Source organism: Oribacterium sp. HCP28S3_H8 (genome assembly GCF_052064775.1).
Lineage (GTDB): Bacteria > Bacillota > Clostridia > Lachnospirales > Lachnospiraceae > Oribacterium.
This window is the reverse complement of the sequence record NZ_JBQHUZ010000005.1, coordinates 118,299-142,887: the sequence shown is the minus strand read 5'-3', so window position 1 is coordinate 142,887 and position 24,589 is coordinate 118,299. Positions and strand designations below refer to the sequence as shown.

Below are 24,589 nucleotides of genomic sequence, written 5' to 3'. Positions count from 1 at the left end.
GAGATGGGGCGCTTCTTAAGGCACAGAAAATGCCCGGTGATGATGCGTAGAGCAATATCAAATACCACATAGCATACATAGAAAACTGTCTGTCCGGAAGTCTGGCAGGCAGTTTTCTTTATGACAGATCATATGAAATACCTTACTTCAGCTTGATGGGATAAACTCCATAATGTCCATCACATTACATTTTAATATGCTGCAAAGATGTCGGATTGTTTCCGTAGAGACGGGAAGATTGTTTCTGAGACGATTGACTTGTCCTGCTGAGATGTTATGGAACTTTATCAGCTGATACTGACTGACCTCGGACTTAGCAAGCGTTTGCCAGAAGGGACTGTAAGAAATCATGAGACCTCCTTAGGTAGTTGTTCGGTTTGATAGGTTCGGGGGAGTCCTGCTAAAACAGAAATCCACTGCATTAATAATTTATCAGAACAAATTTAACTTAACAATTAATAAAATGCATAAGGATTTGGACCTTTTAGATGTAAAAAATCTTGCACAATCAAAGAAAAACATCTCATATAAGGAGATCACTGTCTTTAATGAGATAACATTAGTAATGCAATTACATCCAAATAAATTAATAGATTTTATAATATTATTAAAGCATTGACTCTGGATTTGAAATTCACACAGAGATCCATGTTGCGTTGTGATAGTTCTCTATGGTAAATATATAGGGTCGGATTTTTAACAGGGATCATGAAAATATGGAAGAACTAACATTTAAGCTGGAACATTTTGAGGGTCCTCTGGATCTTTTACTCCATCTGATTGACCGGGACAAAATAGATATTTTTGATATTCCCATTATACAGATTACTGCGGAATACATGGAGTATATCAGCCAGATGGAGGAGGAAGACCTTGAGATTGTTTCGGATTTCCTCGTTATGGCGGCGACGCTTTTGGAAATCAAGTCCAAAATGCTGCTTCCTAAGGAAGTGAATGAAGAAGGGGAGGAAATTGATCCCCGGGCAGAGCTGGTTGAGAGACTTCTGGAATATAAAAAGTATAAGTATATGGGACAAGTGCTGGAACAAAGGGAAGATGAAGCAGGGCTTCGTTTTTATAAGGATCCAACGATTCCCAAGGAGGTGGAAAAGTATGTACCTCCGATCAATCTTGATGAGCTTCTTAAAAATGTCACCCTGGAAAAGCTGGGAAAGCTCTTTAATGATGTGATGAAACGTAAGGAAGACTCGATTGATCAGCTGCGTTCCAAGTTTGGCGTCATTAAGAGGGAGAAGGTAAGTCTTGAAGGCAGGATTGTTGATGTGCTTAAGTATGCGCGGTCCCACCGGCATTTCTCATTCCGGCATATGGTCCGGAAAAAGAAGGACAAAATGGATGTGGTCATCAGCTTCCTGGCAATTCTTGAGCTGATGAAGATGGGTAAAATTACGCTGGTACAGGAGAGACCTTTTGCGGATATGGACATTACCACAGTGGAGAGCGGAGATACTGTCGAAGATGATGCACTTGAGCTTCAGGGTCTGGAGGATTTCAACTGATGGGATTGGATGAGAAGGAACAGAAAATAGCAGACCAGATTGACCGGGAATACTCCGACGAGCTCCTCCGGGAGGAAAATACGATCGAAGCGCTGCTTTTTACAATGGGCAGGTCTGTGTCGCTGGATCAGATTGCGGCAGCACTGGAGCTTGGTAAAAAGCCTGCGGAGCAGGCGGTAAAGCGCCTGATGGACAGGTATGCAAAACGAAATGGCGGTATCCGTATCCTGCAGCTTGATACCCGGTATCAGATGTGCACCGCGCCCGAGTATTATGATGCGTTAATCCGGGTAGCCAAGCAGCCGCGGAAGCCGGTTCTCACGGAGGTGGTGATGGAAACTCTGGCGATTATTGCCTATAAGCAGCCGGTGACCAAGGCGGAGATAGAAAAAATCCGTGGAGTAAAATCTGACCATGCCGTCAATAAGCTTGTGGAATATGAGCTGGTGGAGGAGGTCGGCAGACTCAATGCCCCGGGACGGCCGACGCTTTTTGCTACGACAGAGGAATTTCTCAGAAGATTTGGAGTTTCCAGTCTGGAGGAGCTCCCGGGACTGAACCCGGAGGTGCAGGCAGAAATTGAGCAGGAAGTGCAGGATGAAGTAAAAAACGTACTGGGAACGACGGACGAACAGGAATCCAATGCACAGAATGAGGATCCGGAATCCGCTGTGGAAAAAAGCCCGGAAACCGGGGAAATACAGGATCCGGGACAGATGGAAACAGCCGGGACAAGTGAAAATGGAGTAAAACAGGATGGAAAAGACAATACGGATACATTATCACAGCAATGAGATATCAAAGCTTCAATATATCGGTGGCAAAAGTGACTGGATTGATTTACGAGTCGCCGAGCATGTAAAGATGAAAAAGGGTGAGTTTCGACTCATCAGCATGGGGATTTCCGTACAGGTGCCGGATGGATATGAAATGATCCTCGCTCCCCGAAGCTCCACATTTAAAAATTACGGTCTGATCCAGACAAATTCTATCGGGGTTATCGACGAGAGCTATTGCGGTGACAATGATATTATCCGTATGCCTGTGTATGCAACGAGAGATACGGAAATTCAGATCAATGACCGGATCTGCCAGTTCCGCATCCTGGAGCATCAGCCTGTCATCCGCTTTGAAGAAACAGATTCTCTTGGAAACACGGACCGGGGAGGATTTGGAAGTACAGGCAGACAGTAAGAGGAAAACAGATGATAAAACGAGGCAGAAGATGAAAAAGAGACCAAGGCTCCGGCGAATGCTTTTTGCCACTGCTTGTGCACTTATGATACTTGGTACCATGAGCTCCTGCGGAAGTAAGGCAAAGGAATTACGACTGGAGGGAATCGCACAGCTGGAAAAGGGCGACTATCAGGATGCCATCACAACGCTTAATAAGGCACTGGACGAAAGCAATGGGCAGATTTCCAAGGTGCAGTTTGATATCCTTCTCTACCGGGCAGAGGCAGAGTACATGACGGGAGATCTTGCGGCAGCACAAAAGACGGTCAACATTCTCACCAAAATTGATGGGAAAAATGAGACATATCAGAAGCTGCAGACACAGATCGATGCTAAAAAGCTGATACAGGATGCTGCTACGGCGCTTAATGAGGAGGATCTTGAGACTGCTCGCGCAGATCTGGACAAGGCACGTGATGCAGGTCTGCAAAACGACAGAGACCTTTTGTTTAACGAGGCGGTGTATCTTGAAAAAACAGCGCAGTGGCAGTCAGCTTATGATGCTTTTACCGATTATCTAGGTATGTATCCGGGAGATGAGGAAGCCAAGAGGGAATTAAGCTTTTTGGAAACGCGTGTGGATGCGCTGAAGCATAATGCACTGTTGTCAGGCGGCAAGGCGGATACCTCGGAAAGCAGTCAGGCAGCAGATGGTCAGGCAGGCAGTCAGACGGGCAGCAGTGGAACTGGCAGCAGTTCGACAGAGGAGACAAGTGCAGCAGCAAAAACTGCTTCCTGAGCTTAAGATGAACTGCTGAATCATATGAGTTAATTCTGTAAACCAGCGTATATTCCACCAAGGAAGCTGAAATGAAAGCAAAAGTAGGCACTTGAAAGCGGTGGAAATTAAGTATATACTGCATCTAACCATACGGTTTTCTATGGGACTTTCTTTGGCAGAAGCGGGAGGATAGGATGAAGACATACGATACGATGACCAGAGAGGAACTAAAAGGGGAGCTTGCTCAGCTTAAAAAGGAGTACAGCAGATATCAGTCTATGGAAATGAGCCTGGATATGAGCCGCGGCAAGCCTTGTAAGGAACAGCTGGATCTCAGCATGGGACTTATGGACGCGCTCAATTCAGATGCGGATATGTACTGTGAGGATGGTACAGACTGCCGTAACTATGGTGTACTGGGCGGCATTGAGGAAGCAAAGGTACTGCTTTCCGATATGATGGAAAACAATCCGGATAATATCCTGATTTTCGGCAATTCCTCGCTCAATGTAATGTACGATTCCATTTCCCGCTCTATGACGCACGGCGTAATGGGCAACACGCCCTGGTGCAAGCTGGATAAGGTTAAGTGGCTGTGCCCTGTACCCGGATATGATCGTCATTTTGGCATCACCGAATATTTCGGCATTGAGATGATCAATGTGCCTATGTCGGAAACCGGTCCGGATATGGATATGGTAGAGAGGCTGGTTGCTGAGGATGAGGCAATCAAGGGCATCTGGTGTGTACCGAAGTACTCTAATCCACAGGGATACAGCTATTCTGACGAGACAGTGAGACGCTTTGCAAGATTAAAGCCGGCAGCGAAGGACTTCCGTATTTACTGGGACAATGCCTATGGCATTCATCATCTCTATGATCATGATCAGGACTACCTGATTGAGATTCTTGCAGAGTGCAAGCGGGCAGGAAATCCTGATCTTGTATATAAGTTTGCATCTACCTCCAAGGTTACGTTCCCGGGCTCCGGTATTGCAGCGCTTGCCACATCATCCAATAATCTGGAGGATATCCGTAACCAATTAAAGCATCAGACAATTGGATATGACAAGGTAAATCAGCTGCGCCATGTAAGGTTTTTTAAGGATATCCATGGCATGGTGGAGCATATGAGGAAGCATGCGGATATCATCCGTCCGAAGTTTGAAATGGTGGAGGATATCTTTGAGAAAAACCTGGGAGGCCTTGGAATCGGTTCCTGGACCAAACCAAGGGGAGGCTATTTTATAAGCTTTGAGACCATGGACGGCTGTGCCAAGGCGGTTGTTGATAAGTGCAAGAAGGCAGGAGTTAAGTTGACCTCTGCAGGTGCAACCTTCCCATACGGCAAAGACCCGCATGACAGTAATATTCGTATTGCACCAACCTATCCACCGATTGAGGATCTTAGGACTGCGGCACAGCTTTTTACACTTTGCGTAAAGCTTGTCAGTGCTGAAAAGCTTCTCCGTGAGATGCAGGAAGGTACAGCAGTGAAGGCTGAGAGTACAGTAAAATCAGAGGATGCATCTAAGCAGTCCTGATATCGGACAGAATGTCCGGTTTTGATAAAAGAAAAAGAAATATCGAAATCAGCATAAAAAAAGCTCCGAGGATGATCCAGTGATCTTTTCCGCGGAGCTTTTACTGTCCTAAGCTTTAACAGGATTGCCTTAATACTTTATATTTTTGCATCTGCTTATCGTTCTGTTTATCGTTTCCAGCTGGTTTGATTTTACATTGCCTAAAGAGTTTTCCTTATCAGGCGAGCGGTATATAGGACATATCGATAGATTAATCGGTTTAACCCAGGAGCTGCTTTATGATATAAGCATAAATTTTTTGATTTTTTTCCGACCAGCGGGAGCACATAAGCTCTGCAGATTCCTTATCCGGGACATTAAGCTCCAGAGAGTAGAGGATAGAGTTTTCCTCACGTACCTCCATCTGGACAATATAATTACCATCATCGGTTTCAGAATAGTCGGTATAATTAGAGGACTCGGCACGTAAACGGATTTTGTTTTCCTTAAGAAACCGGTCCATATCCTCAATTGCGCCGCTGGTGATTTCGCCCTTAAAAAACTCCAGGGTATCAGAGCCCTCGCGTGTAATCTCATAGCGTGTGGAATTGCGGGAGGAGTGCGCGGTAATCAGCTTGGCTTCTACCAGCTCGGAAATTGCCTGCTGAAGGGTAAAATATGTGGTATATTCATAATCCAGAAAAAATCCGCTCAGCTGATTGTTGGTGAGAGGATAGTTTACGGATTTTAACAGATATAGAATCATCAGCTTATAAAGAGTCAGGGGTTCGGTAATCATACATTCTCCTTTGAGAAAGAGCATGAGCTGCTCAAGTCTCTTTATCTTATCAGGAAGAAAGAATGATTGCAATTATTAAGATAAGCACTTTAACTGGAGAGCCTCCTGTGCTAAAATAAACACTTACGGAGAAAAAAGCATGAAAGAACGTATTAATAAACTTGCCCGAGGAATCGTCGATATGATTTCCCCGGAGCTTAAGATGTCCAAAGACCGCTTTGAGGGGACGTTATCCGCAGGTGAGATCTCAAAATTTGATATGGTGCTGACATCGGAAAACGGTGTGCAGTTAAAAGGGCTGATCTATTCGGATAATCCGAAGGTAACAGTCCTTAAAAGTGCGTTCGGAGGTGTGCGCACGCGGATTTTCCTGTCGGTTGATGCAAGGGGGCTGGAGAGTCGTAAAAAGCTGGAAGGAAAACTTACGGTAGTAAGCAATGCGGGAGAGCTTGAGATCCCGTATGTATTTTACTTGAAATCTCGTGCCGGAGATGAAGAAGCAGCTTTGGACAGTGCTGCGGATTTCCGCCGTCTGTTTGAGGAGGATGAGGAACATGCCATCCGCGTTTTTGACACGGATGATTTCCGTCATGCTTTTTTTATGCAGGATTCCAGAACCCGGGCGATTTATGACGGGCTGCGGCATGGGAAAAACAAGAGAATTGCGGTCATCGAGTTCCTGAAGGCATTGCATGAGGCACCGGAGCTTTCCGGACATAACCCGGAGTTTACGGATACTGCCGTGATGGCTAAAGCCGCTGCGGGAAGTTTAACAGAGGATGCCGGAGAAGGACAAAATAATATAAAAGTTGCTGCAGATTTAAAAAATGCAGCACTTGTTGAAGCTTTGGCAGATCAGTATATAAAAGAGGAAAGAGTGGATCGGGAGGCATTCCGGGTTTACAGCAAAGCCATCAGTAATGGGTCAAGGATTACAAGACTGTATGAATACTATCTTTACGCTCTGCCGGAGGAGTATACGGATCCATTACCAAGAGAGGTATATCTGTACTTTGCCTTTGAAAACAGTATTGATGATAAGGTCAAGCTTCCGCTCTTTTATAATGTCCTTTTAAACTTCAGCGCAGATACGGATATTTACCAGAGGTTTGAACGCAAAATACAGGAATACGCAATTGACGAGCTGCTTCACTCAAGGATCAATGACAGACTGGCACTCATCTATGACCGGATGATTTTTGCGGAAATGGTGGATGAGCACATTGCCGAGGTTCTGCCTGCGATTCTTTACGCTTGTAAAATCCGGACAGAGGATCGTCGGGTGACAAGCGTGGTGGTCAAGTATCAGGAGCTTGATAAGGAAGAAATCTTTCGTTTAAGAGATGGAGCTCAGTATGTGCCACTGTACTTTGACAATGCGGTGATCCTATTTCAGGATAGCTTTGGCAACCGTCTTATGGACATTGCTTATGAAAAGACCAGAGTCATGCATAAGCCAGAGCTGGAAGAGAGATGCTTTACGGTCTATCCGGAGCATCCGATGCTGAAGCTTGCATATGCCCGGGAGATCGCGAAAAATGGCATTAAAAATGAACGAGAGCTCCTGGCAATCGAGGAAGCGGCAAGTACTGCGGGGATTTCACCATTATATCGTTCCTGGCTGTACACGGTCATCCTGCGTTACTATGAAGGGTTAAATGGAAACGGCAAGGATGAGCTTAACGAACCGGATATTGCATTCCTTAAGACGATTCCATCGGAGAACCTGACAGATATGGATCAGAGAGCACTTGTACGCGCGCTGATCAGAACAAAACAGTATGCGCTCGCATTTCATGATATGATTCTGCATGACATCAGAGATCTGGATCGGAAATATCTTGAGAGGCTGCTGGGATATATGGTTTTAAATAAAACGCAGGAGGATGCCGGCGTGCTGACACTTTTCTGCATGGATCTTTTTAACTCCGGCAGCAAAAATGCGGATGTACTTCAATACCTCCTGGAGAACTATAACGGAAGCTCCAGGGAAATGCTCCAGGTATTAAAACGCGGGACTCAGCTTACCTTGGATATTGCTTCGATGGCTGAGCGGCTCCTGGCGCAGATGCTCTTTTCCAGATCAGATGAAGGCATGGACTATGTCTATGAGCGGTATAGTGAGCTTCCGAAGCATTCGGAGCTGCTGGTCCGTGCGTATGTGACAAGGAAGTGCGCCGAATATTTTATTTATGGCAAGGGTATCGAGGAGAAATTCTTTGGGAAGCTCTTCCGGGATATCCATGCGGTAAATATCAAGGATAGAGTTCCGGTGATTCATCTCCTTGCGCTCACCAAGCACATGTCGCTGGAAAAATCACTTACGCCGGAGGAAACCATGGAGCTTCGGGAAATCATGGATGTTCTGCTGCGTAAAAAGCTGATTTTTGCATATACCAAGAAGCTTTCAAAATTTATTACGCTTCCGGATTATGTAATGGACCGTTATTACATTGAGTATACCGGGGATGGTAAAGCAAAGCCGGAGCTTAAGGTAAGAGTGCTGCCAGACGATAAGGAGTTCCATCCTCAGGAGTTTACAAGGGTGTATCTGGATACGTTTGTCTGTCCAATGGTCCTTTTTTCCGGAGAACGGGCAGAATATGAGATTTACTTAGGAGAGAGCAAAAAGCCTGTTAAAACAGGCGTTCTGGAAGCTGGTGAAGCAAGAAACAATCGCGGGGATACCTACGATATTTTAAATGATATGTCGGACAAGCTGTCCGGAACCAATGACAATGAGCTCAAAAACGCAATGCTGCGGTATGTGCGTAACGAATCGGTGATTGATGAGCTTTTTGCAGGGAAAGGCAGCCGGAATGCATGAACTGGAGACGGAGAGGAGAATATTTCCTGTGAAACGATATATAGGAATTTCACTGAATGACGACTACGCGGACCTGTCGGTGAATGGGGAAACTTACACAGTATCCGTACCTACCGTGGTTTGTAAGGAAAAAGGCAGTGAACAGTGGCTGATTGGAGAAGCCGCGTATGAATCTACGTTAAAGGGCTCCGGCATTATTGTCGATAAGCTGATGAGTCTGCTTAAAAAGCACGGGACTGCGACCATTGAGAAGCATCGCTACAAGGCATCGGAGCTTATGACCGAGTTTTTGAAACGGCTGATTCTGGAAGGCCTTTATGGGCTGCGATGCCAGGAAGCCCGCATTTCTCAGACGGATACAGAAGTGACTTCGGACGCTGACGCGGCGGAGGCAGAGACAATACGGGAAGACACGGGATCGGATCCGAATGCTGCAGTAACCGCGGAGTCGGCAGAGGCGTCAGAAAAAAAACCGGAGGAGAAGCCGGAGCTTAAGACAGATTTTGAGACAAAGCCTCAGCTTCCGGAAAGACCTGCCAGTATACCGATTGATGAGCTGCTTGAGGAAATCGGGGTGATCTGTATAAGCATCCGGAAGCCGGAGGAAGAGATGATTTCAGAGCTCCGTAAGGCACTGCTTCGCGTGGGTATCCCGGACAAAAAAATTCACATTTTGAGCCATACAGAGAGCTTTGTACGTTTTGTACTGAAACAGGATAAAAATCTCTATAACCGCATGGTAGGATTGTTTGAACTCTCCAATCAATGCTTTTATTACTATGAAATGCAGGTTTCGCGCGGGTCGAGGAAATATATCGTTGCGGATTCCGAAGCGGAGGAAGAAGCATTTCGACTGGATATTCTTAAAACCGAAGCCGGGCAGAAGATCGGGGATAAAATCCTTCGCTCCTGTGCGGAGCGGATCATGGAGCGGAAGTCTTATGCGTCCGTGTTCCTTGCAGGTAAGGGATTTGAATCTACGGAGTTTGCGCCGGATTTTATGAGCTATATCTGCTCACGCCGCCGCGTCTGCATTGAAGCCAGACTTTTTGCGCTGGGAGCGGAATACTATGCCGAGGACATTGACAACGGAGTAACAGATGAGTATATGATTCTCTGTGATACCCGTGTGAGCTCTGATGTAGATGTCAAGGTGATTGCGCAGGAGAAGGAGAGACGTCTGCCGATCGTAAGCGCAGGATCCAGCTGGCTGGAAGCAAAATCCTGCTGCCATATGATACTGGATCAGCAGAATTACATTGACTTTCAGGTGACTCCGCTGGTAGGATACCGGAAGCCGGTGCAGCTCAGGATGATGCTGGATGGATTTCCGGAGAGAGAAAACCGTACGACCAGGATTAAGATGAGTACAGAATTTCTGGATGCAGACCGTCTTAAAATCACGGTCCGGGATGAGGGATTTGGCTCGCTGTTTCCTGCAACGGATACGGAAATCTCCGAGGAGATTAATTTGAGAGAAACGCTGGAGAGAAACTGAGATGGGACTTTTACTATGTACAGAATATGCGGAGCATCCGTATCATTATGAAAAGCTGGATGTAGATTTGTGGTCCATCCAGGAGCTTTGCTATGTGCTGTACCATTATCCGGTGATTATACCGGAGGATTTTGTGGATAAGCGGCTCATTCACTGGCTTAGAGGAGAGCTTCAGCTGGAAACGCTTGCTGCAAAGCTTGAGCAGTTTATGGGTGCTGGTGAAAACCGGGATGCCATGATTCTTATGATTCTCAGGGAAGGTAATTATTATACGCAGGTGGAAATTGCCACCTTTGCACAGGAGCTTCGGAGACTGAAGGAAATTGACAGGGCATCCTTTAATGAGCTGCTGGGAGATACCTTTTTCCGTATGGGAAAGTATGGCAGAGCAGTAGAGTCCTATCAGGAGTCAGTTCAGGAGGGCAAAGATCCCAGGGTACAAATGAAGCTTGGAGACAGTTATGTGACCGTCATGGAGTTTCGCAGAGCCTCTGACCTTTATGAGGAAATATATATCGAGACCAACAGCGAGAAGCCGTTGCAGAAGCTTTATTTCCTTAACAAGCTGGAGCCGTCTGTCAATACCATTTCAAAATATGTAAATTATATTGATACTGCCAAGCTTAGTGACTGGGAACATACCTATGATGCTGTACTAAAAAAGGTAGAAAACTCGGAACGGGTGGATAAAATCAATAAGATATATCAGCAAGGTTCTGTGGAATTCCGCAAAGCAGCCGCAGAACTGATTCATAAATGGAAAAGAGATTACAGAGATAAGGTCTGAGAGGAGAGAGAATGAAAGAACTTGCAAAGGCGTACAATCCAGCTGAGGTCGAGGATCGCATTTATGACATGTGGATGAAGGGCGACTATTTCCACGCAGAGGTTAATCCTAACAAAAAACCGTTTACCATTATGATGCCGCCACCCAATGTGACAGGACAGCTGCATATGGGCCATGCCCTGGACAACACGCTGCAGGACTCTCTGATCCGATGGAAAAGGATGCAGGGCTATGAAGCCCTCTGGCAGCCCGGATGTGATCACGCAGCGATCGCAACTGAGGTCAAGGTCACCAATAAGCTCAAAGAGCAGGGCATTGACAAGCATGATCTTGGCAGAGAGGGATTTTTGAAGGAAGCCTGGAAATGGAAAGAGGAGTATGAAGCGCGTATTGTCAACCAGCTCCACAAGATTGGATCTTCTGCCGACTGGGACAGACTCCGCTTTACTATGGATGAGGGATGCTCCAAGGCTGTGCTTCAGACCTTTATAAACCTTTATAAGAAAGGGTATATCTATAAGGGATCCAGAATCGTCAACTGGTGTCCGGTATGCAAGACCTCACTGTCTGATGCAGAGGTAATCCATGAGGAGCAGAATGGTAATTTCTGGCATATTAAGTATCCGATTGTTGGTGAGGAAGGCAGATACATTGAAATTGCGACCACAAGACCGGAAACGCTTCTTGGAGATACAGCAGTGGCAGTAAATCCGGAGGATCCCCGTTACAAGGATCTGATCGGCAAGATGGTAAAGCTTCCGCTTACCGACCGGACGATCCCGATTGTCGGAGATGAGCATGCGGATATGACCTTTGGAACCGGTGCGGTTAAGATTACACCTGCCCATGATCCTAACGATTTTGAGGTCGGAAAACGTCACAATCTGCCGGAGATCAATATCTTAAATGATGATGCAACCATTTGCTGCCCGGGTTCAAAATATGATGGTATGGACCGGTATGAAGCCCGGAAGGCTATGGTTCAGGATCTTAAGGACCTGGGGCTTCTGGTTAAGATTGTGCCGACAAAGCATAACGTCGGAACCCATGACCGCTGTGGCACAACGGTTGAGCCAATGGTAAAACCGCAGTGGTTTGTCCGGATGGCAGAGATGGCAAAGCCTGCAATCAAGGCGATTGAAACCGGAGAACTCAAGTTTGTGCCTGAGAACTATTCCAAGACGTATCTGCACTGGCTTGAGAATATCAAGGACTGGTGTATTTCAAGACAGCTCTGGTGGGGACATCGTATCCCGGCATATTACTGTGATGACTGTGGAGAAATGGTAGTTTCCGCGGAGGCACCGGACCGCTGCCCGAAATGCGGTGGACATATGACGCAGGATCCGGATACGCTCGATACCTGGTTCTCGAGTGCTCTGTGGCCCTTTGAAACGCTGGGATGGCCGGAAGAGACACCGGAGTATAAGTATTTTTATCCGACCGATGTCCTCGTGACAGGATATGATATTATTTTCTTCTGGGTTGTCCGCATGGTTTTCTCGGGGATCGAGCAGACCGGTAAGGTTCCATTCCATAAGGTACTGATCCATGGACTTGTCCGCGATGATCAGGGACGTAAGATGTCAAAGTCTCTTGGAAATGGTATTGATCCGCTGGAGGTTATCGATAAGTATGGCGCGGATGCACTGCGTATGACACTCCTTACAGGCAACGCTCCTGGTAACGACATGCGTTTCTACTGGTCCAGAGTCGAGGCATCCAGTAACTTTATGAATAAGGTTTGGAATGCGTCCCGCTTTATTATGATGAATCTGGATAAGGCTGAAATTCCGTCAGAGATGCCATCTAATCTGCTGCAGTCCGATAAATGGATCCTCTCCAAGGTAAATAGTCTGATCAATGAGGTGAACCGTAATATGGAAGCCTTTGATCTTGGCATTGCTCTGGATAAGGTACAGAGCTTTATCTGGGAGGAGTTCTGCGACTGGTATATCGAGATGGTAAAGCCAAGACTTCATTCTGATACAGATCAGAGTAAAGCTGCTGCATTATGGACGCTGAAATATGTGCTTGTAACATCGCTTAAGCTTCTGCATCCGTTCTGTCCGTTCATTACCGAGGAGATCTTTGATACACTGGAGACTCCGAAGATTCCTTTGATGCGTCAGTCCTGGCCGGTATATGATGAGCGTCTGGCATTCCAGGAGGATGAACAGGAAGTAGAAATGATTAAGGAAGCGGTACGAATCATCCGCCAGGTACGTACCGGTATGAATGTTGCTCCATCCCGTAAAGCCAAGACGTATATTGTAACTACGTCCGAGAGAGTAAGAAAAACCTTTGAGCATAGTAAAGTATTCTTTGGTACGCTTGCCAGTGCATCAGAGGTTATCATACAGAGTGACAAAACCGGAATCCAGGAGGATGCGGTATCTGCCGTAATTCCGGATGCCAATATTTATATGCCATTTGCAGAGCTTGTAGATATTGACAAGGAAATTGAGAGACTGAATAAGGAAAAGGGACGTCTTGAAGGTGAAATCAAGCGCTCATCCGGTATGCTTGGCAATGAAAGATTTGTTTTAAAGGCACCGGCTGCCAAGGTCAGCGAGGAGCGGGAGAAGCTTCTGAAGTATCAGCAGATGCTTACGCAGGTTGAGGAGAGACTTGCCGCACTTACGAAATAATGTTCGATTAAAAACCGGTGTCCGGTGCTGGACGCCGGTTTTTGTAATAGGGATAAGAACCCAGAGGTCTGATCTTGTTCTTATCCATTTGGAGGTTACATATTGCTGCGTATTACAATCATAGCGGTTGGGAAGGTTAAGGAAAAATATTTGAGAGACGCCATTGCGGAGTATGCCAAAAGGCTTACAGCTTACTGCAATCTTAATGTGATTGAAGTCATGGATGAAAAAACGCCGGAAAATGCATCTTCGGCACTGAATGAGCAGATCAAAAAAAAGGAGGGAGACCGGATCCTTTCCAAAATACCCGACCGGGCATATGTGATTGCCCTTGCGATAAACGGCAGCATGCTAAGCTCCGAAGAATTTGCAGGTAAGCTGGAAGCACTTTCCGTGCAGGGTAGAAGTGAGATATGTCTTGTGATCGGCGGATCACTAGGGCTTGCGCCGGAGGTCCTTGAACGGGCGGAATATAAGCTGAGCTTCTCCAGGATGACCTTTCCACATCAGCTCATGAGAGCGATTCTGCTGGAGCAGGTTTACAGGGCGTTTAAAATCAATGCGCATGAGCCTTATCACAAATGACATTTATAAATGACTTAGTTAAAAATCAGCTTGAACACAAAATGCGGACAGCCATGCAACCCGGGCTGTCCGCATTTTTGCTAATTATTAAATTGTATGCTTCTGTACATTTCCTGTGCTTAAACATTGCTATTTAAATATTTTTGCTTACATGCTTTTACTTCACCAGTTCCTGATCCACAAGACTCTGAATGTAATCAGGCATTTCCTCGAGAGATTTGTCAAGGGCAAGAGAGAGCTCGGTATATAATATAGTTTCTGCCTGGGTGAGATAATGAAGGTCTGTGAGCGTAAGCTTTTTGCCGGCAGCCTTGCGGGACTGCTTCCTGCGATAGAGCGTTTTGATAACTCTCATGAGCTCATCCGGGTCACAGCTCCGGATACACTCCTTATAGGCTTCCTCCCGCTGTTTGTTGCTCTTGATATCCAGTGGAGCTATGGAATCTATGGTGGAAAGGAATGCCTCTGCCTCGGCTTTTGTCATGACCAGCCGCATATTAATTTTCTGCGCGTCTACAGGTGCATATACAGAGCCCTCCTGTTTGCCGCAGGGCTGCATCACATAATACTTCTTGTCCTTGGATATCCCGTCCATATCAAGAGTTGTGATATCCATAATCCTGTGAATCCCCTTACAACCATACACTACATATTCTCCTGGCTGAAACATCCATACCTCCTTTTTGATAATTTAAAAACAATTAAAGCATATGAATAAGTAATAAGAAAGTTTAATGATAAAAAGTTTTACTAATATATTGACTTCCGGATACTTACCATGTATATTACTAGTTTACTTCAAATCTAAAATAATTTCTATAGCTTTTCTTAAATCTGAGCATTCTTGTGAAAAATTTCGAGACACGCATTTTAAAGCTTGGCAACACTGCACAATCCGGGATGAAAATCATTTCTTTTGTCATGTAAAATCACAATGAAAGTTTAAACTGCAGGCTTATCGTGGCCTGGTCACAGTGCGACTTACCGGTAAAAAGATTGCGATCATTTCTAAGGTAATGTATACTATTTCGGTATATTGCCCTTCTACGATACCGGGCAGTACAAGGAAGTGTGAGTATTATGGTAAAGAAGCTGCTTAAGATGGGGATGGTGCTGTATCATAAATATACAGAGATATGCAATTACCTCATTATCGGAGGGCTGACTACGGTTGTAAGCCTTGCCGTTTACTATGGTTCGGTGCTGACTTTTCTTGACCCTTCGCGGCCGGTCGAGCTGCAGATGGCAAATATTCTATCCTGGATCTGCGCCGTAACATTTGCGTATTTTACAAATCGGAAATTTGTTTTTCATAGTCGTAACCGGAACATACTTAAGGAAGCAGGAAGCTTTTATGTTTCCCGTCTCAGCACGCTGCTTCTGGATATGGCAGTCATGTTTATCGGCGTTACAGTACTTGGACAGAATGATAAAATAGTAAAGCTCATTGATCAGGTTCTGGTTACCGTTGCCAACTATATTATCAGTAAGCTGATTGTTTTCAGGAAGAAGGGGTAAAGGCCTATGCAGTCAAAATTGATTCTGGATGAGACAACAGCAGCAAAAAGGATGCGGCTTAAGCCGCAGGATGCATATTTGTTTTCTTTTCTGATTCCGCTTCTGATCATGATTTTGATCTTCTTTGTCAAGGAAATTTTTCCTTTTGGAGAGGAAACTTTTCTCCGGACGGATATGTATCATCAGTACGCTCCGTTTTTTTCGGAGTTTCAATATAAGCTCCGTCATGGAGGATCGCTTCTCTACAGCTGGGATGTGGGTCTTGGAGTAAATTTTTCCGCACTTTATGCCTATTATCTTGCGAGCCCTCTGAACTGGCTCATTATCCTCTGCCCCAAGAGTCTTGTACTTGAGTTTATGACATATATGATCGTACTCAAAATCGCTCTCAGCGGGCTGACGATGGCATACTATCTCAGACATCATTACCGGACCTATGATTTTGGGTGTACCTATTTTGCAGTCTTTTATGCCATGTCAGGATACATTGCTGCGTACTCCTGGAATATCATGTGGCTTGACTGCATTATCCTTTTTCCACTGATCCTTTATGGCATGGAAAAGCTGATGCGGGGCGAGAGCGGGATGCTTTACAGTTTTACGCTGGGGCTATCCATCCTGTCCAACTACTATATTTCCATCATGACCTGCATCTTTCTGGTCATTTACTTCATTTGCTGCCTTATTTTAAGACCTGTCCGGAATTTCCGTGTTTTTTTTAAAAAGGCTATGCGCTTTGCTGTGTTCTCTCTGCTTGCCGGTGGAGTCGCCGCAGCTACTCTGTTACCGGAGATTGCAGCTCTCAAAGGCACTGCGTCAGGAGATTTTAATTTCCCGACTACGGTTACGCAGTATTTTACGATTGTAGACATGTTTGCAAGGCATATGCCGCTTGTATATACCGAGCAGGGATTGGACCACTGGCCTAATTTTTACTGCGGAGCTTTTGTATTTCTGCTGCTGCCTGCTTATGCCATACATCCCCAAATTCCTGTAAAGCGCAAGGCGGTATATTTCTTTTTACTTATTTTCTTTTATCTGAGCTTCTCAATTAATGTACTGAACTTCATCTGGCACGGTTTCCATTATCCTAACAGTCTGCCGTGCAGACAGAGCTTTATTTATGTTCTGCTGGTGCTGTCCATGGGCTATGAGGCTTATATCAAAAGGAAAGGACTTAACCGGAAGCAGGGGGCATTCTGTCTTGCCGCAGGGATGGTTGCAATTATCCTCATGCAGAAGCTGGTGACACAGGATGAGATCAAATGGTGGACCTATTATGTCACATTACTGCTTCTTGCGCTGTATTATATGTTTTTTGCGTTGGATGCCGGTAGAAAAACATCTATGCGTTTCCTTACGCTCGGGATGACGATCCTCATAACCGTGGAAAGCGCCGCCAATATGATGGTGACCTCAGTCACCACAACCTCGCGCACTGCGTATTTAAGAGATAATCAGGATGTGCATACACTTGTAAATGAGGTCCGCAGCACAGATGAGGGATTTTATCGTTTTGAGAAAATGAGTCGTAAAACCAAGGACGATGGTGCCTGGATGAATTTTCCCAGTGTTTCCCTGTTTTCCTCTACTGCCTATGCAGCGTGCTCCGATTTCTTTAAAAAGATCGGCTGCGAAGCTTCCACCAACGCGTATTCCATTACCGGATCCACACCTCTTGTCAATATGCTGTTTGGAGTAAAGTATGATATTTACTCGGAGGAGCCTGAGGCAACAGGGGAACGTGGACTCGATTTTGTGGAGAGTTCCGGGGATACCTTGCTGTATCAGACAAGATTTGCGCTGCCGCTCGGATTTATGATGACGGATAAACAGCTTGAGAACTGGCATATTGATATGGGCACACCGGCGCTGGTACAAAATTCACTTGCGGACGCTATGGAGTGTAATCCGGTGCTGCTTAATGTCCTTGGTACATATGACGGAAACAGCTATGAGTTCACCGCACAGGATGCAGGAGAGTACTACGTTTACTGTAACAGCAAGGCAATCAAGGAAGTGCGGGCGTCCTTTGCGGCAAGGGATCTTAGCTTTGATAATGTGGATCGTGGCATGTTTCTGGAGCTTGGATGGCTGCAACAGGGAGAGACAGTCACATTGACATCCCAGACGGATGGGCAGAATATTAACTGTGATGTTTACCGCTTTGATTACAATGCATTGTCGGAGCTATATGAGAAGCTTGCAAAAGAAACGTGGAGTCTTGACACCTGGGAGGATACACATCTTAAGGGAAGGATCCAGACAGAGGATGGCGGTGTTATGCTGACGTCTATCCCCTATGATGCCGGATGGACGGTGTTTGTAGATGGACAGAAGGTGACAACGGAAAAATACCTGGATACCTTTATCGGAATCCCGATGGCAGCAGGCACACACACGGTGGAGCTCAGATATTTCCCTGTAGGACTTCGGCAGGGCATCGTGATCTCCGGGCTTTCTCTGATTTTACTGCTGCTGCTTTGGCATTTTTCCGAGAGCAAAAGAAAAAAGGCAGGTAAATCGTATCGTAGAGATGACATAAATGCATTGGACAAACGCATCATAAAGGATAGAATTACTACAATTCGTGAATGAAATTGACAGGAGGTGCACAATGAAGCTTTGGGGTGGAAGATTTACGGGAGAGACAGATCAGCTGGTGGAAGCATTTAATGAATCACTCAGCTTTGACAGGAGATTTTATAAGCAGGATATTACCGGGTCTATTGCACATGCAAGGATGCTTGGCAGGCAGGGTATTATCCCGGAGGATGATGCCCGGAAAATTGTCGCAGGACTTGAGGAGATCCTTAAGGATATTGAGGACGGAAAACTCAAAATTGAGGGTGATGCCGAGGATATCCATTCTTTTATTGAGGCAGAGCTTACGCAAAGGATCGGTGAGCCCGGGAAGCGTCTGCATACCGGCAGGAGCCGGAATGACCAGGTCGCTCTGGATATGAAACTTTATACAAGGGATGAGCTGGACGATATGATCGGACATCTGGAAACGCTTCTCCAGGAGCTGGACGCGATCATCTCGGACAATAAAAAAACATATATGCCGGGCTTTACGCATCTTCAGAAGGCGCAGCCTACGACGCTTGCACATCACATGGGGGCGTACCGGGAGATGTTCCGGAGAGATGTATCAAGACTTAAGGATACCAGAGCCCGCCTCAATGAGTGTCCGCTGGGAGCTGGCGCATTTGCGGGAACGACGTATCCCCTTGACCGGGAGTTTACCGCACGGGAGCTTGGCTTTGACCGGCCGACAGCCAACTCGATGGATTCTGTTTCAGACAGAGATTATTTACTTGAGTATTTGTTTGATCTTGCAACGATCCAGATGCACCTATCAAGACTTAGCGAGGAAATCATCATCTGGAATACCAATGAATACCGCTTTGTAACCATCTCGGATGCGTATTCGACCGGCTCCAGCATCATGCCGCAGAAAAAGAACCCGGATATTGCGGAGCTGATCCGTGGAAAGACGGGTCGGGTCTATGGGGCACTGCAGTCCCTGCTGGTTACCATGAAGGGGCTCCCGCTTGCCTATAACAAGGATATGCAGGAGGATAAAGAAATGGCATTTGATGCCATGGATACCGTACGGCATTCTGTGATACTTATGACCGGAATGCTGAAATCCATGCAGTGGAACAAGGAACGTATGGAGGCAAGTGCCAAAAATGGCTTTACCAACGCAACAGACGTGGCAGACTACCTGGTACGGAAGGGGGTACCGTTCCGTACCGCACACGGACTGGTCGGAGAACTGGTGCTGCTGTGTGAAAAAAAGAACTGTGCGCTGGATGATCTGAGTATTGAGGAGTTCCGGAGTGTCTGCGATAAGATTGACGGGGATATCTATGACGCGATTTCTCTTGAAACCTGCGTCAATAACCGTAAGACCCTGGGAGCGCCGGGCGCGATGGAGTGAATCCGAAACCAGTGGACCTGAAATATGCAGAGACTGCAGGATAAATATACATAAATTTAAAATTATATGTATAATTATGCAAAAACTGCTTGATTTTTCCTTTGCACAGGAGTAAGATACGATCCAGCAAGAGAAACCAGCCTGTAGTTATGCAGGCATAAGCGGATCATGCGGCTTTGATGCTTACCACATCATTTCAGAAGCCCTTATAAAGGAGTTTACTATGAGCAATCTTACACCTAAAAACAAAACACAGGGAGAGAAGGTTATCCTCGCGTATTCCGGCGGACTGGATACTACTGCCATCATTCCCTGGCTTAAGGAAAATTTCGGATATCAGGTTATCTGCTGCTGCGTTGATGTAGGGCAGGGTAAGGAGCTGGATGGACTGGGAGAAAGGGCTAAGCTCTCCGGCGCTTCCAAGCTCTATATCGAGGATATCCAGGATGATTTCTGTGATCATTATGTGGTTCCCTGCATTCAGGCAAATGCAACCTACGAAAATAAATATCTCCTGGGCACATCGATGGCTCGTCCGGCGATTGCCAAACGGCTTGTAGAGATTGCCCGGAAGGAGGGAGCAACCGCGATCTGCCATGGCGCGACCGGCAAAGGAAATGACCAGATCCGTTTTGAGCTGTCCATCAAGGCACTGGCACCGGATCTTGACATCATTGCTCCCTGGCGTATGACGGATGTCTGGACCTTCCAGTCCCGGGAGGATGAGTATAATTATGTAAAATCCAAGGGCATTCCGCTGCAGTTTGATGCGGAGAACTCCTACAGCCGTGACCGGAACCTCTGGCACCTCTCACATGAGGGACTGGAGCTGGAGGACCCTTCCAATGAACCAAACTATGATCATGTGCTGCTGATGTCCAACACACCGGAAAAGGCGCCGGACAAGGAGACCGAGATTTCCATTTCCTGGGAGGCGGGCGTGCCGGTTGCCCTGAACGGCGAGAAAATGTCAGTGAAAGATATCGTAACCAAGCTGAATGTACTTGGCGGAGAAAACGGTATCGGCATTATCGACATTGTTGAGAACCGTGTGGTTGGCATGAAGAGCCGTGGTGTATATGAAACTCCTGGCGGCACAATTCTGATCGAAGCGCACAAGCAGCTTGAGGAGCTGATTCTGGATCGTCAGACCATGGAGTTTAAATCCTATGTGGACAACAAGTTTGCAGAGTGCGTATATGAGGGTAAGTGGTTTGATCCGCTAAGGGAAGCACTGGAGGCGTTTGTTGTTTCCACGCAGAAATATGTCACCGGCGAAACCAGGATGAAGCTTTATAAGGGCAATATCATCAAGGCAGGCACTACATCGCCGTATTCGCTTTACAACGAGTCTCTGGCATCCTTCACTACCGGTGATCTCTATGATCATCATGACGCATCCGGCTTTATTACCCTGTTTGGTCTGCCGGAAAAGGTACGTGCCATGAAGATGCTTGAGGTTCAGAACAAGACAAAAAATCTTTAACAGAGTAAGAACTTTCCGGGAGGAAAGCTGCTCATACAGAGAAACATAGCCTCCGGCCTGGTAAACCGGAGGCGTTCTCATTTCAGGGAGGATCAGAAATGAACAGCACGATTTCGCAAAATGTCATGGACAAAGCAGCCACCCTCGTGGAGGCGCTGCCGTATATCCAGAAGTTCCAGGGTAAGGTTATCGTCGTAAAATACGGCGGATCAGCAATGGTCGATGAAACGCTGAAGCGTCAGGTGATGCAGGATGTGACACTGCTTAAGCTGGTAGGATTTAAGCCGATTATCGTACATGGAGGCGGCAAGGAAATCTCCAGATGGATCGGGAAGGTCGGCATGGAACCGCATTTTGTCAACGGACTCCGGGTCACCGATGCGGATACCATGGAAATCGCGGAAATGGTGCTGAATAAAGTAAATAAAAGCCTGGTACAGCTTATAAATGGTCTTGGCAGCAAGGCAGTCGGGATTTCCGGCAAGGACGGGATGCTTTTAAAATGTGTTAAAAGGTATGCGAATGGAGAAGACATCGGATTTGTCGGGGAGATCACGTCTGTGGATACCGCGATTATCAAGGACCTTCTGGATCATGACTACATCCCGGTGATCTGCCCGGTCGGATTTGATGATCATAACCAGAGCTACAACATCAACGCAGATGATGCTGCCTGCGCCGTGGCAGGAGCGATGCATGCAGAGAAGCTTGCATTCCTTACAGATGTCGAGGGACTCTACAGAGATTTTAATGATAAGGATTCGCTGATCCCCATGCTGACACTGGATGAAGCCCAGGCACTGATTGATTCCGGCACCCTGGGAGGAGGTATGCTGCCTAAGCTCTCCAACTGCATTGAGGCAATGAAACGGGGCGTGAACCGGGTTCATATCCTCGACGGCAGAATTGCACACTGCCTGCTGCTTGAGTTCTTTACCAATAAGGGCGTCGGAACCGCGATCCGTAAGGATGTGGATCCGCTTTTTGAATGATTTTAGGGAAAGGGGGATGTATGAATTTCTTACGTGATTCCATAGTCAAGGGAACGGTGGTAAATGACCGTCTGGTAGCAGAAGGAGAGAAGGTACTTTATAAAACCTATAATCGTTTCCCGATTGTGTTTGACCATGCAGAGGACGTCTATCTGTATGATGAAGGGGACAATCAATATCTGGATTTCGGCGCGGGCATCTCTGTGTGCGGACTCGGATACAGCAATGCGCTCGTGAAGGAGGCAATGAAGGCGCAGATTGACAAAGGACTTCTGCATACCTCCAATCTGTTTTACAATGAGCCTGCGATTGAGGCAGGAGAGAAGCTTCTGGAAGCGGCGGAGATGGATAAGGTGTTTTTTACCAATTCCGGCACAGAAGCGATCGAGGGCGCACTTAAGATTGCAAGACGCTATCAGTACAATAAAAAGAGTGGAAAAACGGAAATCATTGCCATGCTTGGATCCTTCCACGGGCGTTCCATGGGAGCACTTTCCGTGACGGGCAAGGAGCATTACCGCGTGCCGTTTGAGCCTCTCGTCAGTGGTGTAAAATTTGCGGATTTTAATGATCTGGAATCGGTAAAGGCACAGATCACGGACAAAACCGGTGCCATCATCCTGGAAACCATCCAGGGAGAGGGCGGCATCTATCCGGCGACAGAAGAATTTCTCAAGGGTATCCGCAACCTCTGCGATGAGCATGACCTTATCATGATTCTGGATGAGGTGCAGTGCGGCATGGGACGCTCCGGCTATATGTTTGCCTGGCAGGAGTACGGCATCAAGCCGGATGTTGTAACAGTAGCCAAGGCACTTGGAAATGGTGTGCCGATCGGAGCATTTCTTGCAAGAGGAGAAGCGGCAACTGCCATGGTTCCGGGAGACCACGGATCAACCTACGGAGGCAATCCGCTGGTTTGTGCCGCGGCTAGCGCCATCCTGGATGTCTTTAAGGAGATGGACATCCCGGCGCATGTGAGAGAGCTCGGTGCGTATTTATGGGAAGTGCTTGACAATATCAAGGCAGAGTTCCCGGATGCAATTATCGATCACCGCGGCAAGGGACTTTTACAGGGACTGGAATTTGCTACGGATATAAAAGTCGGAGAGATTGTCAGCAATGCGATCCTTAAGCAGCATCTGGTCCTTATCGCCGCGGAGCATAATACGATCCGTTTTGTGCCGCCGCTTGTCATCGAGAGACAGCATGTGGATGAAATGGCGGAGAAGCTCCGCATGGCGTTAAAGGAGGTCACGAGCGGAGACAGGTAAGCTTTACAGATGCGCTTCTGAATGTTTCCGCATCGCAAGGATCGTATCCAGGAGCTTGTCGGCAGCCTCCCATTTGGTAAGAAGCGGAAGCTCGATTTCCTTGTCCTTTGAAATCAACGTCAGGACATTGGTTCCCACTTCAAAGCCTGCGCCCGGGACCTTGACATTATTTGCGGCTATGAGATCCAGATGTTTGGAGATCAGCTTCCGCCGGGAGTTCTCAAGCATATGCTCTGTTTCCATAGAGAAACCGCAGAGGAACTGATTTTCTGTTTTATGCTCTCCCAGGTAACGCAGGATGTCTCTGGTCCTCTCCAGCTGCAAGCTGGCATCCGCGTCATCCTTTTTATGAATTTTTTCAGCTGCGACTGTTGCAGAACGGTAGTCTGCGACAGCCGCAGCTTTTATAATAATATCCTGATCGCCCGCGCGAGAGGTGATCTCCTGATACATCTGTTCTGCAGTCCTGATCTTAATGGTATTGACATAAATGGGCGGTTCAAGATTTACCGGTCCGCTTACCAGCGTTACTTCGGCACCTCTTGCCGCAGCAACCCTTGCGATACTGTAGCCCATCCTGCCGGAGGAGTGATTGGTAATGTAACGCACCGGATCAATGTCCTCCTGTGTCGGACCGGCACTTACCAGCACACGAAGCCCTGTCATGTCTTTACTGTGCCAGGCTGTATGGATGACATGCTGCAGCAGTAACTCCGGCTCCGGAAGCTTCCCGGTACCATTGGTGCCGCAGGCAAGGTGCCCGGAGGCAGGCTCTATTACGGTCCATCCATAGTGGCGCAGCTTCTCGATATTATCCCTTGTAACCGGGTTAGTATACATATGTGTGTTCATCGCGGGAGCGATCAGCCTGGGACAGGAGCATGCCAGGGCGGTTGTGGTCAGCATGTTGTCGGCAATGCCATTTGCAAGCTTCGCAATGGTATTGGCAGTTGCCGGAGCAATGATCATCGCATCCGCTTTTTCTGCAAGAGCAATGTGCTCCACCTCCCATGGATGGTTCCGGTCAAAGGTATCGGTCACGACTCTGTTATGACACAGCGCCTCAAAGGTATTGGGAGTAATAAATTGCGTGGCATTGTCCGTCATGATTACATCGACATTGGCATGCTGTTTTACAAGCAAAGAGCAGAGTGCAGCAGCCTTGTAGGCGGCAATTCCTCCGGTAACTCCCAACAGTATATTTTTCCCTTTCAGCATAAATT

At 46.8% G+C, this 24,589-nt stretch carries 20 protein-coding genes; 16 read left to right on the top strand and 4 right to left on the bottom strand.

Annotated elements, in window-relative coordinates; translation table 11 throughout:
* Positions 1-147: 147 nt before the first annotated feature.
* Positions 148-351, bottom strand: a complete 204-nt coding sequence (locus tag ACTNEN_RS07820) for a helix-turn-helix domain-containing protein (RefSeq protein WP_441205627.1) — start codon at positions 349-351, stop codon at positions 148-150.
* A gap of 365 nt (positions 352-716) precedes the next feature.
* Here ACTNEN_RS07820 and ACTNEN_RS07815 point away from each other — a divergent pair, with 365 nt between their 5' ends.
* From ACTNEN_RS07815 to ACTNEN_RS07795, 5 genes are all read left to right on the top strand, one after another.
* Complete coding sequence (locus ACTNEN_RS07815) at positions 717-1,520, top strand: segregation and condensation protein A (RefSeq protein WP_441205626.1); 804 nt, start codon at positions 717-719, stop codon at positions 1,518-1,520.
* Positions 1,520-2,314, top strand: coding sequence for an SMC-Scp complex subunit ScpB (scpB, locus tag ACTNEN_RS07810; RefSeq protein ID WP_441205624.1), 795 nt, complete (start codon positions 1,520-1,522; stop codon positions 2,312-2,314). Before ACTNEN_RS07815 ends, scpB begins: the two co-directional genes overlap by 1 nt.
* On the top strand, positions 2,277-2,714 hold the full coding sequence (locus ACTNEN_RS07805) for a dUTP diphosphatase (protein WP_441205623.1): 438 nt from the start codon (positions 2,277-2,279) through the stop codon (positions 2,712-2,714). Before scpB ends, ACTNEN_RS07805 begins: the two co-directional genes overlap by 38 nt.
* 31 nt (positions 2,715-2,745) lie before the next feature.
* Positions 2,746-3,495: a tetratricopeptide repeat protein gene (locus ACTNEN_RS07800; RefSeq protein ID WP_441205622.1), complete on the top strand. Its 750-nt coding sequence runs from the start codon at positions 2,746-2,748 to the stop codon at positions 3,493-3,495.
* Positions 3,496-3,671: 176 nt separating this feature from the next.
* Positions 3,672-5,021: an aminotransferase gene (locus tag ACTNEN_RS07795; RefSeq protein WP_441205620.1), complete on the top strand. Its 1,350-nt coding sequence runs from the start codon at positions 3,672-3,674 to the stop codon at positions 5,019-5,021.
* A gap of 259 nt (positions 5,022-5,280) precedes the next feature.
* On the opposite strand, the gene ACTNEN_RS07790 is transcribed toward ACTNEN_RS07795, so the two are convergent.
* Positions 5,281-5,799, bottom strand: coding sequence for a DUF4364 family protein (locus tag ACTNEN_RS07790; protein ID WP_441205619.1), 519 nt, complete (start codon positions 5,797-5,799; stop codon positions 5,281-5,283).
* A gap of 139 nt (positions 5,800-5,938) precedes the next feature.
* Here ACTNEN_RS07790 and ACTNEN_RS07785 point away from each other — a divergent pair, with 139 nt between their 5' ends.
* From ACTNEN_RS07785 to rlmH, 5 genes are all read left to right on the top strand, one after another.
* Entirely contained in the window at positions 5,939-8,626 is a 2,688-nt protein-coding gene (locus ACTNEN_RS07785; protein ID WP_441205617.1) for a DUF5717 family protein, read from the top strand.
* A gap of 28 nt (positions 8,627-8,654) precedes the next feature.
* Positions 8,655-10,124 (top strand): DUF5716 family protein, encoded by a 1,470-nt coding sequence (locus ACTNEN_RS07780; protein WP_441205615.1) that lies wholly within the window; start codon positions 8,655-8,657, stop codon positions 10,122-10,124.
* Between the two features lies 1 nt (position 10,125).
* On the top strand, positions 10,126-10,911 hold the full coding sequence (locus tag ACTNEN_RS07775; protein ID WP_441205614.1) for a hypothetical protein: 786 nt from the start codon (positions 10,126-10,128) through the stop codon (positions 10,909-10,911).
* Between the two features lie 11 nt (positions 10,912-10,922).
* Positions 10,923-13,562 carry a valine--tRNA ligase gene (locus ACTNEN_RS07770; RefSeq protein ID WP_441205613.1) on the top strand — a complete coding sequence of 880 codons (2,640 nt, stop codon included), beginning with the start codon at positions 10,923-10,925 and terminating at the stop codon, positions 13,560-13,562.
* Between the two features lie 105 nt (positions 13,563-13,667).
* The gene (gene rlmH, locus ACTNEN_RS07765) at positions 13,668-14,147 is read left to right on the top strand and encodes a 23S rRNA (pseudouridine(1915)-N(3))-methyltransferase RlmH (RefSeq protein ID WP_441205724.1); all 480 of its coding nucleotides are present in this window, start codon (positions 13,668-13,670) and stop codon (positions 14,145-14,147) included.
* 157 nt (positions 14,148-14,304) lie between these two features.
* Here the strand turns inward: rlmH and ACTNEN_RS07760 are convergent, their stop codons facing one another.
* Positions 14,305-14,817: a CarD family transcriptional regulator gene (locus ACTNEN_RS07760; protein ID WP_441205612.1), complete on the bottom strand. Its 513-nt coding sequence runs from the start codon at positions 14,815-14,817 to the stop codon at positions 14,305-14,307.
* 410 nt (positions 14,818-15,227) lie between these two features.
* On the opposite strand from ACTNEN_RS07760, the gene ACTNEN_RS07755 reads away from it, so the two are divergent.
* The 6 genes from ACTNEN_RS07755 to ACTNEN_RS07730 all read left to right on the top strand — a co-directional run bounded on the left by ACTNEN_RS07755 (position 15,228) and on the right by ACTNEN_RS07730 (position 23,366).
* Complete coding sequence (locus tag ACTNEN_RS07755; RefSeq protein ID WP_441205611.1) at positions 15,228-15,665, top strand: GtrA family protein; 438 nt, start codon at positions 15,228-15,230, stop codon at positions 15,663-15,665.
* A gap of 6 nt (positions 15,666-15,671) precedes the next feature.
* Positions 15,672-18,263 (top strand): YfhO family protein, encoded by a 2,592-nt coding sequence (locus ACTNEN_RS07750; RefSeq protein ID WP_441205610.1) that lies wholly within the window; start codon positions 15,672-15,674, stop codon positions 18,261-18,263.
* 19 nt (positions 18,264-18,282) lie between these two features.
* A complete protein-coding gene (gene argH / locus ACTNEN_RS07745; RefSeq protein ID WP_441205608.1) occupies positions 18,283-19,614 on the top strand; it encodes an argininosuccinate lyase in 1,332 nt (443 codons plus the stop codon).
* Between the two features lie 223 nt (positions 19,615-19,837).
* Positions 19,838-21,100: an argininosuccinate synthase gene (locus ACTNEN_RS07740; protein ID WP_441205606.1), complete on the top strand. Its 1,263-nt coding sequence runs from the start codon at positions 19,838-19,840 to the stop codon at positions 21,098-21,100.
* Positions 21,101-21,198: 98 nt separating this feature from the next.
* Complete coding sequence (gene argB, locus ACTNEN_RS07735; RefSeq protein ID WP_441205605.1) at positions 21,199-22,092, top strand: acetylglutamate kinase; 894 nt, start codon at positions 21,199-21,201, stop codon at positions 22,090-22,092.
* Between the two features lie 56 nt (positions 22,093-22,148).
* A complete protein-coding gene (locus ACTNEN_RS07730) occupies positions 22,149-23,366 on the top strand; it encodes an aspartate aminotransferase family protein (protein WP_441205722.1) in 1,218 nt (405 codons plus the stop codon).
* A gap of 3 nt (positions 23,367-23,369) precedes the next feature.
* Here ACTNEN_RS07730 and coaBC read toward each other — a convergent pair whose 3' ends face one another.
* The gene (gene coaBC, locus ACTNEN_RS07725) at positions 23,370-24,584 is read right to left on the bottom strand and encodes a bifunctional phosphopantothenoylcysteine decarboxylase/phosphopantothenate--cysteine ligase CoaBC (RefSeq protein WP_441205604.1); all 1,215 of its coding nucleotides are present in this window, start codon (positions 24,582-24,584) and stop codon (positions 23,370-23,372) included.
* Positions 24,585-24,589 lie beyond the last annotated feature (5 nt).